The sequence below is a fragment of the Pseudoduganella dura genome (genome assembly GCF_009727155.1).
GTDB classification, from domain to species: domain Bacteria; phylum Pseudomonadota; class Gammaproteobacteria; order Burkholderiales; family Burkholderiaceae_D; genus Rugamonas; species Rugamonas dura.
Map to the genome: position 1 here is coordinate 6475686 of NZ_WNWM01000002.1, position 11796 is coordinate 6487481.

10 protein-coding genes are annotated in these 11796 nt (G+C 66.8%); 5 read left to right on the forward strand and 5 right to left on the reverse strand.

From position 1 onward, the window contains the following. The first annotated feature begins 141 nt into the window (after positions 1 to 141). On the forward strand, positions 142 to 1311 hold the full coding sequence (locus GJV26_RS27965) for a PepSY-associated TM helix domain-containing protein (RefSeq protein WP_155711840.1): 1170 nt from the start codon (positions 142 to 144) through the stop codon (positions 1309 to 1311). Further along, positions 1308 to 1484 carry a hypothetical protein gene (locus tag GJV26_RS27970; protein WP_155711841.1) on the forward strand — a complete coding sequence of 59 codons (177 nt, stop codon included), beginning with the start codon at positions 1308 to 1310 and terminating at the stop codon, positions 1482 to 1484. The genes GJV26_RS27965 and GJV26_RS27970 overlap by 4 nt, the downstream gene beginning before the upstream one ends. A gap of 34 nt (positions 1485 to 1518) precedes the next feature. Here GJV26_RS27970 and GJV26_RS27975 read toward each other — a convergent pair whose 3' ends face one another. Genes GJV26_RS27975 through GJV26_RS27985 form a run of 3 tightly spaced genes read right to left on the reverse strand, consistent with a single transcriptional unit; the run spans position 1519 to position 4668 of the window. Continuing rightward, a complete protein-coding gene (locus tag GJV26_RS27975; RefSeq protein WP_155711842.1) occupies positions 1519 to 2322 on the reverse strand; it encodes a transglutaminase family protein in 804 nt (267 codons plus the stop codon). A gap of 9 nt (positions 2323 to 2331) precedes the next feature. Further along, positions 2332 to 3267: an alpha-E domain-containing protein gene (locus tag GJV26_RS27980; RefSeq protein ID WP_155711843.1), complete on the reverse strand. Its 936-nt coding sequence runs from the start codon at positions 3265 to 3267 to the stop codon at positions 2332 to 2334. A 12-nt stretch (positions 3268 to 3279) separates the two neighbouring features. After that, a complete protein-coding gene (locus GJV26_RS27985; protein WP_155712782.1) occupies positions 3280 to 4668 on the reverse strand; it encodes a circularly permuted type 2 ATP-grasp protein in 1389 nt (462 codons plus the stop codon). 179 nt (positions 4669 to 4847) lie between these two features. Here GJV26_RS27985 and GJV26_RS27990 point away from each other — a divergent pair, with 179 nt between their 5' ends. The 3 genes from GJV26_RS27990 to GJV26_RS28000 all read left to right on the forward strand — a co-directional run bounded on the left by GJV26_RS27990 (position 4848) and on the right by GJV26_RS28000 (position 7985). After that, entirely contained in the window at positions 4848 to 5363 is a 516-nt protein-coding gene (locus GJV26_RS27990) for a chemotaxis protein CheD (protein WP_155711844.1), read from the forward strand. Between the two features lie 72 nt (positions 5364 to 5435). Beyond that, on the forward strand, positions 5436 to 7208 hold the full coding sequence (locus GJV26_RS27995; RefSeq protein WP_155711845.1) for a YbhB/YbcL family Raf kinase inhibitor-like protein: 1773 nt from the start codon (positions 5436 to 5438) through the stop codon (positions 7206 to 7208). A gap of 60 nt (positions 7209 to 7268) precedes the next feature. Next, positions 7269 to 7985, forward strand: coding sequence for an SDR family oxidoreductase (locus GJV26_RS28000; protein ID WP_155711846.1), 717 nt, complete (start codon positions 7269 to 7271; stop codon positions 7983 to 7985). A gap of 15 nt (positions 7986 to 8000) precedes the next feature. Here GJV26_RS28000 and GJV26_RS28005 read toward each other — a convergent pair whose 3' ends face one another. Both GJV26_RS28005 and GJV26_RS28010 read right to left on the reverse strand, forming a co-directional pair. Continuing rightward, complete coding sequence (locus tag GJV26_RS28005; RefSeq protein WP_155711847.1) at positions 8001 to 9032, reverse strand: pentapeptide repeat-containing protein; 1032 nt, start codon at positions 9030 to 9032, stop codon at positions 8001 to 8003. 157 nt (positions 9033 to 9189) lie between these two features. Continuing rightward, positions 9190 to 11310 carry a TonB-dependent receptor gene (locus GJV26_RS28010; RefSeq protein ID WP_155711848.1) on the reverse strand — a complete coding sequence of 707 codons (2121 nt, stop codon included), beginning with the start codon at positions 11308 to 11310 and terminating at the stop codon, positions 9190 to 9192. Between the last annotated feature and the right edge of the window lie 486 nt (positions 11311 to 11796).

An 11796-nucleotide genomic window follows, 5' to 3' on the forward strand; every position in this document is an offset into this window, starting at 1 on the left:
GGCAAGGCGGCCGCCAGGCGCGGCGCCCGACTCGCGGCAAGGCGGCCGCCAGGGCAGCGGGTTTTCCCGGGAATGCATGGTAAATGAGAACGGTTTCCATTATCATTCCCATCTTCATCGTCTTGTCCCGTTCTTCTACCCATGACACCTGTCGCCATCCGCCGCTGGGCGTGGATTCACAAGTGGAGCAGCCTCGTCTGCACCGTTTTCATGCTGCTGCTCTGCATCACCGGGCTGCCGCTGATTTATCACCACGAGATCGGCCACCTGCTCGGCACGGAGGTGGAGGCGAAAGCCATGCCGGCCGACACGCCGAAGGCGGACATGGATGCCATCGTGGCGGCCGGCATGGCCGCCTTTCCCGGCAAGAAGATGCTGTATGCGTTCCAGGAGGCGGACGAGCCGAACCTGTGGCACCTGACGCTGGGCGACCATGGCACCGATGAGAACTACAAGGCCACCGCGGTCGATGCGCGCACCGCGCAGGTACTGCCAACGCCGCAGTTCGAGGGCAGCTTCATGTCGGTCATGTTCCACCTGCACGTGGACCTGTACGCGGGCCTGTGGGGCAAGCTGTTCCTGGGCCTGATGGGGCTGTTGCTGCTGGTGGCCATCGTCTCGGGTGTCGTGCTGTACGCGCCGTTCATGCGCAAGCTCGACTTCGGTACCGTGCGCCGCGCGCGCACCAGCCGCACCAAATGGCTCGACCTGCACAACCTGCTGGGCATCGTCACGCTGACGTGGCTGTTCGTCGTCGGCGCCACCGGCATGATCAATACGTGGGCCGACCCGATGTACAAGTACTGGCAATCGACGGAAATGGCGGACATGGTGGCGCCGTACCGGAACGCCGCGCCGATCAGCAAGTTCGGCTCGGTGGAAGCGTCGGTGAAACAGGCGCAGGCCTGGGAGCCCGGCATGAAGGTGGGTTTCATCGCATTTCCTGGCACGCCCTACACCAGCGAGCACCATTACGGCGTCTTCATGCACGGCGACGCGCCGCTGACGTCGCGGCTGTACAAACCCGTGCTGATCGATGCCCAGACCACGCAGGTGACGGACAGCCGCGACCTGCCGTGGTACCTGACGGCGCTGCTGGTGTCGCAGCCGCTCCACTTCGGCGACTACGGCGGCCCGGTCCTGCAGTTCCTGTGGGCGCTGCTGGACGTGCTGACGATCGTCGTGCTCGGCAGCGGCCTGTACCTGTGGCTCAAGCGCGGCGTGCCGGTGCCGGCGCGTGCCGCCGACGAGCATGGCGCGGTGGCGACAGCGGCCGGCGTGCCCGCGCTGGCACGGGGAGATGCCCGGTGAGCCCGGCATTCCTGCGCTTGTGGGGCGTGCCGGTGCTGCTTGGCATCCTGACGACGATCGGCCTGGTTGCCGCGCTGCTGGGCGACGGCATCTGGGATATGGTGTCCGGCGTGGCACTGGGAGTGCCCGTGCTGCTGGGCATCTGGCACAGCCTGCGCAAGCAGGATCGCTGACGGCGGCGGTGGCCGGCCGCGCCGCACTACCGCCTTACTGATGCACGATCCGGACATCGACGTCGAGCACCTCTTCGCCGCCGCCGTGGCGCATGCCGCGCACCGGGGCGGCGGCCTCGTAATCGCGTCCCACGGCGATGCGGCAATAGGCGTCCGACATCAGCCGCGCATGGGTCACGTCGATGCTGATCCAGCCTTCGTAGTCGGGATCGCTCACCCAGGCATCGACCCAGGCGTGGCTGGCGGCGTGCCCGGTATCTTCCGGATCGATGTAGCCGGAGACGTAGCGCGCCGGGATGCCGCGCGCGTGGCAGCAGGCGAGAAAGATGTGCGCATGGTCCTGGCACACCCCCTCGCCGAGCTGCAGCGCTTCGCTGGCCGGCGTCGCCACCCCGGTCGCACCGCTTTGATACCGTACCGCACCAACAATGTGCTCAGCCAGCTTCATCAGGTGACGGGTGCGGGCGCGGCCGTTCTGCAGTGACGCCGCGGCGAGCGCGACGATGCTCTGGGTGGATGCCGTCAGCCGCGTGGCCATCGTGTAGATCAGCGGCGACAGCGAATCGTTGGCCGCGATCCGGCCCTGCCACGGCACGCTGGTCTCGACCACGCCCTGGGCCACGATCGCCAGCGTGCCGTGGGCCTGGTCGAGCGTGAGCATGTGCGACAGGTTGCCGTAGGCGTCCATGTAGGCATTCAGGTGGCCGGGCGCCAGCAGCTTCCAGTGCACCGCGTGCTGCTGCGGTTCGATGCGCGGCGTCAGGTGCAGCTGCTGGATCGTGTACGCCAGCGGTTCGGAATACGTGTAACGGGTTTGATGGCGGATCGACAGTTGCATGATGTTTCCTCAGGCGGCCAGTGGGACGAGGAAGTCGCGGCTGACGCGATTCCCCAGTTCATAGATGCGTTGCAGGAAGCCGGTCAGCGTGTCGTGCAGGCCGGCTTCCAGGATATCTTCGATGCGGGCGAAGCGCAGTTCGGCATGCAGCTGGCCGGCCAGCCGCTCGGTCTCGCCGGACGTTGCATTGCGCACCTCGCGCAGGTTGCTGACCAGCGCTTCCATGCAGGCCAGCAGCGAGCGCGGCATGTCGGCGCGCAGCATCAGCATCTCGGCCACGCGCTCGGGCGTGATCACGTCGCGGTACATCTTCCGGTAGATCTCGAAGCCGGAGACGGAACGCAGCAGCGCCGCCCAGTAGTAGAAGTCGCGCCGGCCGCGGTCGTCGCCGCCGCCGTGGTACTTGACGTCCAGGATGCGCGCCGTATTGTCGGCCCGTTCCAGGAACGTGCCGAGGCGGATGAAATGCACGGCTTCATCCTGCAGCATGGTGCCGATCGTCACGCCGCGCGACAGGTGGGAGCGGTACTTGACCCATTCGAAGAACTGACCCGGGTCGCGCTCGTGCAGCCGGTCGCGCAGCTTGAACTGCAGGTCCAGCCAGGTCTGGTTCTGCACTTCCCACACTTCGGTGGTCAGCGTGCCGCGTACCGCGCGGGCGTTTTCGCGCGCGCCATTCAGGCAGGCGGCGATCGACGACGGGTTTTCCGGGTCGTGCACCATGAAATCGATCACGTCGCGCGGCACCAGCGCGGCATGGCGGCGGTCGTAGGTTTGCTGCAGCTCGGAAATGCCGAGCAGGGCGCGCCAGTCGTGCTGCACGTCGGCGTCCGACTTGGGCAGCAGCGCGGTCTGCAGGTTTACGTCCAGCATGCGGGCGGTGTTCTCGGCGCGCTCGGTGTAGCGCGCCATCCAGTACAAATGGTCGGCGGTGCGGCTCAGCATGGTGTTCTCCTTTTAGTTTTCCAGCACCCAGGTATCTTTCGTGCCGCCGCCCTGCGAGGAATTGACGACCAGCGAGCCTTCCTTCAGCGCGACGCGGGTCAGTCCGCCCGGCACGATCGAGGTCGTCTTGCCCGACAGGACGAACGGGCGCAGGTCGATGTGGCGCGGCGCCACGCCGGCGTCCACGAACGTGGGACAGTTCGACAGCGCCAGCGTCGGCTGGGCGATATAGCCTTCCGGCCTGGCCAGCAGCCGGGCGCGGAAATCTTCGATCTGCGCCTTCGTCGACGCCGGGCCGACCAGCATGCCGTAACCGCCGGCGCCGTGCACTTCCTTCACCACCAGTTCGGCCAGGTTCGCCAGCGTGTACGCAAGGTCTTCCTTCTTCCTGCACTGGTACGTGGGCACGTTGTTCAGCACCGGTTCCTCGGACAGGTAGAACCGGATCATGTCCGGCACGTAGGGATAGATCGACTTGTCATCGGCCACGCCGGTGCCGATCGCATTGGCCAGCGTCACGCGGCCGGCGCGGTATACCGACAGCAATCCCGGCACGCCCAGTGCCGAATCGGCGCGGAACGCCAGCGGATCGAGGAAATCGTCGTCGATGCGGCGGTAGATCACGTCCACCTTGCGCGGGCCGCGCGTGGTGCGCATGTACACGGCGTTGTCGCTGACGAACAGGTCCTTTCCTTCGACCAGTTCCACGCCCATCTGCTGCGCCAGGAAAGCGTGCTCGAAATAGGCCGAGTTGTGCATCCCCGGCGTCATCACCACCACCGTCGGGTCGGTCGCGCCGACCGGTGCGACCGAGCGCAGGTTGTCCAGCAGCAGGTCGGGGTAGTGCTCGACCGGCGCCACGCGGTGGCGCGCGAACAGCTCGGGGAACAGCCGCATCATCATCTTGCGGTCTTCCAGCATGTACGACACGCCCGAGGGCACCCGCAGATTGTCCTCGAGTACATAAAACTCGCCTTCGCCGGCGCGCACGATGTCCACGCCGGCGATGTGGGCATAAATATCGGAAGCCACGCTGATGCCTTGCATTTCGGGCCGGTATTGCGCGTTCCGGTAAATCTGTTCGGCCGGCACCACGCCGGCGCGGATGATGGCCTGGTCGTGATAGATATCGTGGATGAACATGTTCAGCGCCTTCACGCGCTGGATCAGGCCGCGCTGCAGTTGCGCCCATTCCGCGGCGGGAATGATGCGCGGGATCGCATCGAACGGAATCAGCCGCTCGGTGCCGGCATCGTCGCCGTATACGGCGAAAGTGATGCCGACCCGGCGGAACGTCAGGTCCGCCTCGATGCGCTTGCGCTGCAGCGCTTCCGGGCTCTGCTGGCGTAGCCAGGCATCGAATTCCCGGTAATGTGGCCGGACGCCGTCCGACCCTGTCATTTCGTTATAAAAGTACACTATGCTTTTCCTCCCGCGAATATGGGAGTTTATGCAATCGGCATGCCAACCTACTGCACGATTGAAATATCTTTACAGATGAGTTTCTCCGGTGCATCATTGCGTGCCGACCCAATCAATGTCCGGCTGCCTTGTTCTTTCCTTTTTCAGATTGGGTCCGCATGTCCAACACCTCCCCGCAACTGGCGCTGCCGCGCGCCGCGCCGCATATACCACAGGCCGAAGTCCGGCACGTGTGGGCCGGCGCGTTCGCGGTCGGCACAGGCGACACGGTGCTGACGGCGCTACTGGGGTCCTGCGTGGGGATCGGCATCATCTGGCGCCGCAAGAAGCGCTGTGCGCTGGCGCATTGCCTGCTTGCCGAAGCTCCCGCGGGTGACGCCGGCAGCGACGTGCGCTATGTGAGCAACGCCGTGCCGGCCATGCTGCGGGGTCTGGGTGCGCGGCCGGAAGACTATCCCGAACTGGAGGTGGTGGCCGCCGGCGGCGCCAGCCTGTTCGAGCGCATGCGTTCGCCCTTGCGGGTCGGCGAGCGCAATATCGCGGCCTTCGAGCATGCCATGCAGACGCTGGGTCTGCGTGTCGTCCACCAGTTCCTCGGCGGCAGCCACGGTTCGCGCATCACGCTGCACTGCGCGTCGTTCGCGTACGACACGAAACGGCTCGGCTCCGGCTGAGTGTGCGTGCGCACGGAGCGGCCCCTGCGCCCGTGGCACCCTGCAGGTCCACGAACCTCTTTTGGACCTGCCATGAACAACAAGGTATTGCTTGCGTTGCTGGCGCTCGCCACCGGTGCCGCCGCACAACAGGGCGACGGCACCCGCGTGGCCATTGCCACCGCAGTCTGGAAACCCGCGAAAGTCGACGCCACGCCGGAACGCATCGCCGCGGTGAAGGCGCCGTCCGGCTTTGCCGTCACGGCATTCGCCACCGGGCTGAAAAACAGCCGCATCCTCGCGGTGGCGCCGAATGGCGACATCTATGTCAGCCGGCGCGACCAGGGCGATGTGCTGCTGTTGCGGGACAAGGATGGCGACGGGCGCGCCGACGGTGCGCCGGTGACGGTTGCCAGCCGCGCGGGCGCGCACGGCCTGGCGATCCGCGGCAACCAGCTCTACCTGGCCACGGTGAAGGAAGTCTTCGTGGCCGATATCCAGGCCGACGGCCGCCTCGGCGCCTTGAAACTGATCATCGGCGACCTGCCGGATTCGGGGCAGCATCCGAACCGCACGCTGGCATTCGGTCCGGACGGCATGCTGTACATCACGGTCGGCTCCACATGCAATGCCTGCAATGAAAGCAATCCGGAGAACGCCACGGTGCTGCGTGCCTCGCCCGATGGCAAGCAGCGCACCATCTTCGCCAGCGGCCTGCGCAACACGATCGGCATCGACTGGCATCCCGTGACGGGCGAACTGTGGGGTCTCGATCACGGTATCGACTTCCTTGGCGACGATGACCAGAAGGAAGAACTGAACAAGCTGGAACTGGGCAAGCAGTACGGCTGGCCGCACGTGTACGGCAGCGGCAGCATCTACCCGCAAAGCACGCCGCAGGGCGAGATCACGAAGGAGCAGTGGAAGGAGCGCAGCGTGCCGATGACGCTGGGCTACACGGCGCACGCGGCACCGATGCAGATGGTGTTCTACCGCCACGGCGCATTCCCGGCCGAATACAACGGCGACGCCTTCGCGACGATGCGCGGCTCGTGGAACCGCAGCACCGCGTCCGGCTATGAAATCGTGCGCGTGCGCTTTGCCGACGGGCAGCCGAAGTCGATCGAGCCGTTCGTCACCGGCTTCCTGACCGACAACGGCCGCACGCACATCGCGCGCCCGGTGGGCCTGGCGGTGGCGAAGGATGGCGCATTGCTGATGGCCGACGATGCCAACGGCGTCATCTACCGCATCGCGTACCAGGGCGATGCGAAGGCCACACCAGCGGCCGGCGCACCGGCTTCCGTGATGCAGCAGCAGGCGGACAAGGGCAATGGCGTGCCGCTGGCGAAGGACCGCCCGGAAACGCAGGCGGCCGGCAAGCTTGCCGTCGCCTCCGATGCCTTCCGCGACGGCGGCATGCTGGACATGCGATTTTCCGAATACGCGGACGGCGTGTCGCCGCCGCTGTCGTGGGGCGGCGTGCCGGGTGCGAAATCGTATGCGGTCATCGCCGAGGATCCCGATGCCAGCCCCGTGAAACCGTTCGTGCACTGGCTTGCCTGGAATATTCCGGCCGATGTCACGAAACTGCCGGAAGGCTTGCAGGAGCAGCCGCGGCTGACGGAGCCCGAAGGCGTGCTGCAGGGGCGCAATACGCGCGGTTCGACCGGCTATTACGGACCCCGGCCGCCGGCCGGCGAGCCGGCACACCGCTACCACTTCCAGGTATTCGCCCTCGATGCGATGCTGGCGGTGCCATTCGGCGCCGACCGCGACCAATTGCTGGCGGCGATGCGGGGGCATGTGCTGGCGAAGGGCGTCGTGACCGGCCGCTATGCGCAGAAAGTGAAGCCACCGAAGTAAGGCGGGTGCCGACGTCGCCGCGCCGACGTGGCTACAATGGCATTTTTACAGGGAGGCACCATGAAGGCCATCGTCACGGGACACAGCCGAGGACTCGGCGAAGGGATTGCCCGCGCCCTGGCGGCGCGGGGCGTGGAAGTGCTCGGTATCGCGCGCCATGGCAATCCGGGGTTGCCCGGCGTGCGCGAGGTGGCGCTGGACCTGGCCGATCCGGCCGCGCTGCAGGCCTGGCTGGCAAGCGGCGAGATGACGGCGTTCCTGGCGGGCGCGCAACGCGCGCTGCTGGTCAATAACGCCGGCGTGGTGCAGCCGGTCGGCGCGCCTGGCGGGCAGGGTGCCGACCGGCTGGCAACGGCGGTGGCGGTGAATGTCACGGCCGCACTGGTACTGACGGACGCCTTCGTGGCGGCCACCGCCGGCTGCAGCGACCGGCGCGTGGTGCACGTGTCGAGCGGCGCGGGCAGGGCGCCCTACGGTGGCTGGAGCATCTATTGTGCGACGAAGGCCGCGCTGGACATGCATGCGCGCGCCGTCGCGCTCGACGGGTTGCCGGGGCTGGCGATCGCCAGCATCGCGCCGGGCGTCATCGACACGGCGATGCAGGCGGAAATCCGTACGACGGCCGAGCATGATTTTCCGTCGATCGGGCGCTTCATCGCGCTCAAGCGCGATGGCGCGCTGGCCGACCCCGCCGCGGCGGGCGTGCAATTGGTCGATTACGCGCTGGGGCCACGCTTCGGCAGTGCGGTGCTGGCGGACCTGCGCGATCAGGGCTAGCCTTGTCGCCGGGGTTCACTGCACGCCGGCAAGCCGGCTCACCAGGGCCAGGTCGGCGCCGCCGATGCCGGGCCAGGCGAAGCGGGCGGCCTGGACCGCCGCGCCGGTAAAATCGCCGCGCCGGCACACGCTGCGCGCAAAGTCGGCGCCATGTGCGCTGGCGCGCTGCAGGCGCACGCCGATCAGGCTGCAGAAGGGGAAATGCGCATTGTCGAGGGTGGCGCCGGTAAGGTCGCAGGTGCCGAAGTCGGTGCGCACGAAGCGGCCCGCCGACAGGTCCGCGCCGGCCAGCCGGGCGCCATGCAGGCTGCAGTCGACGGTGCGCGTGCCGCGCAGCATGGCGCCCTGCCAGTCGGTGCCCGCAGCCGCCTGCAGGCCTTCGAGTTCGGCGTGTTGCCACATGCTGCCCGTCAGGTCGGCGCCGCTGAGGGCGCAGTCGCGCAGGCGGGTCTGGCGGAAGTCCGCGCGCGCCAGGTGGGCGCGCAACGCCAGCACCTTGTCCCAGCGCGCGCCGCGCCAGCGGCTGCCCTCGGCGCGCGCATCCAGCAATACGGTCGACGTGGCGCGGCAGCGATCCAGTACCGCATGCGAAAGATTGATGCCCACGGCCACGAATTCATCGAGCTGGGCGTCGCTCAGGTCGGCGCCAGGCCAACTGGCGTCGTTGGCGCGCACGCCGCGCAGCGACGCGCCACAGAGCCGCGCGTGTTCGGCGCGACTGCGGTCGAAGCAGGCGCCATCGAACCGGGCTCCGGCGCAGTCGGCGTCATCGAGCAGCACCCCGGTGAGCAGCGCATGGCGCAGCAGCGTGCCACGCAGGCTGGCGCCGCGCAGGTCGGCACGTTCCAGCACCGCGCCGGACAGGTCCGCGCCATCGAGCACGATGCCTCGCAGGTCGGCGCCGGACAGGTCGCGGCCCGCCATCGGCGCGCCGGCGCGCAGCAACGCGAGCAATTCTCCGGCGGCGGGGGCGGGGGCGCCCCGCGCCGGGCTGCCGGTAGCGGGGCGGAGCAACCTGCTCCACAGCGCTGACGATAAAATCTTCATGACCAGCCTCCATCGTCGGGCACGGTGCCGCACCCTCGTGGCCGATTATGGACCCGTCGAGCGCATCCATTGAGTTCCTGGCCCAAGCTTATGCAAGACTTTTGACTAAGCGCAAACCGAACGCAAACGATTTTGGGAACTTTGCAGCACCCGCGGGTCAGAAGCTGCGCGTATAGCTCGCCGTGAACGTGCGACCCCGACCGGCGAAGTAAGACAGCGGATCGCGCAGGTTGATCGATTGCGGGAAGTAGCCGATGTACTGGCGGTCCGCCACGTTTTCGATACCGAGGCCGAACCGTCCCAGCCGCGTATCCCAGGTGCCGGCGATGTCGGCCAGCGTGTAGCCGCGGAAGTGTTCTTCGAGGTTGATCGGCCCGGCGCTGCGGCCGATATTGATGTCGCGGTCGGCCAGGCGCGTGGCCTGCAGGCGCAACCGGGCCCGTGCCACGGGTTGCCAGTCCGCTCCGAGCACGAGCTTGTCCGGCCCCTGCGAGCGGGCGCCCAGCGCAAGGTCCATCGGCGCGCCGGGCGATGCTGCGGTCTTGCCCATCGTTCTGGCGTAGGTGCCGAACAGTGAATACCCTGGCGCCGGGCGCCATTCCCCCGCGACTTCCCAACCGCGCACGGTGGTCGGCACGCGGTCCATCACGCCGAACCCTTCGGCGTTGATGCGCATCACGGTGCCCAGCTTCGAACGCGAGTCGTAGAACGATGCGCCGGCACTGCCATGGGCGCCGCGCCAGTTGACGCCGATTTCCTGGTTGCGCGTGATCACCGGCTGCAGCTCGAACAGGTCATCCACCGACTGGGCGGGCCGGTTCACGCCGCGCAGCACCAGGCCCACGTCCGGCAAGCCGAAGCCCTCCGAGGACGAGAGGAACGCCGACCAGCCCGGTGCGAAACGCCATACCGCGCCGATGTTCTTCACGGCCTTGTCGAACGAGCGCTCGCCGCCGCCGACCTGGAACCCGCCGTAGGCCCACAGCGTGGTATAGGTATCGACCCGCAGCCGGGCCGACTCGCGGCGCACGCCGCCGCGCACGGTGACCGGTCCCGCGTCGTATTCGAGCTGCAGGAACGGCGCGGTGGAGGTGAAATCGAGGGTCGGCACCCAGGTGCGGTTCGTCAGCGCCATGCGCTGGCCGCTGCGGTCGCGCAGGTGGTCGAGGCCGAGCGTCCACTCGAGGCCGCGCAGCAGCAGGTCGGGCCGTACCCACGTGACCTTGGCACCGTACTTGTCGGCGTTGATTTCCGACTGGTCGAACAGGCGTCCCGGCGGGGCCAGCCGCGGGTCCTGGAAGGTGATCGTGTTGCTGCCGCCATACAGCGCGGTGAAATCCTGGCTGAACACCTGCGTACTGAAGCTGCCGCCCAGCAGCGCGCCGTGGCGGTAGTCGAGGCTGACGGTGCGCACGTCATTGCGCGCCGGGTTGCCGGGCGGCCGCCCAGGCACGGACGAGGTCGGTGTACCTTGCGCAAAATCGGCGTTGACGGTGCGGTAATCCAGGTCGCCCCGGAAATTGAAGCGGTTCACCGTCAACTGCAGCCGCTGGTCGCCGAAGTTGCGCCCCAGCTTGAGGAAAACATCGTGTCCGCCGGCGTCCAGCGTGTCCCCCTGCAGCGCATCGATGCCGATCATCCGCCCATCGCCGTCGTATGCCATGCCGCGCCGCTGCACGCTGGCGTAGCCGAACAGGTCGAACTCGCCGGACTTGTGCGAAACCGAAAAACCCGTCTTCCAGTCCAGGTTGTCATGCCGGAAGCCGGTGGCCAGGCGGGCATGGACGGCATAGGTGGTGCCTTCCAGCCGCGGCGTCTTCGTGATGTAGTTGACGATCCCGCCGGTGGCGCCCATGCCCTGGATCGCGGATGCACCGTTGATGACCTCGATCCGTTCGATGATCGCCGTATCGGCGAAGTATCCCTCGCGCATTCCGGCGCGCAGCGGATTCGATTGCGGCACGCCGTCCAGCAGGATCAGCGGGAGCCGCCCGCGCAGCGTTTCGCCGGTCGACGAGATCTTTTGCCGGCTCGGCGAGTAGCCCGGGATATACGTGGCCAGCGCGGACGACGGGTCGTCCGCCAACAGGTATTGCGTTTCCAGCTCGCGCTGCGACACCACCGTCACCGCGCCGGGAATCCTGTCCACCGACTTCGCATTGCGCGTCGCGGTCACGACCACCTCGGCCACCGGCGCCTCCTGCGCCCGCGCGGGCACCTGGGCCAGCGCCATGCATGCCAGCGCCACGGCATGCGGAAGAGGAAGCGGTCCGGCCATGTGGCGGCTCCTGTTAATTTATGTAAAGAAAGCCATGGATGATAGCCGTTCTGTAAAGCAACAGCAAATGGGGCGGTTTATCATTAATGTAACAAATGATCACTTTTTCTGCTTTCCTGAACATAAGTATTTTTTGATCGACGCACAATCCCCCGTATGCACGGGCAGACCCGCAGTCGCACCACAATGGAGCGTCGCACCTGGGCGCCATGGCTATACGCCCGATCGCAATTCCCGGCGTTGCGGATGTGTTGTGGAAAAAGTTTTTCTAGTGCACGTATTGAGTAAGCCCACACGTGGTGGATCTGCAACATGGTGCGACCGCTACCACGCAGCGGGGTGATATGTGCTTCCGCCCAGGTCACTGCTTTGGGACGCAGTTTTGCGCAGAATTCTGATCATTCGGGATGCTGCTCGCGCACTGGTTGAGCGAAAAATTGCCTTTTAAATCAATAGCAACGACAAGCAATGGGGTAGTGCGGAAAC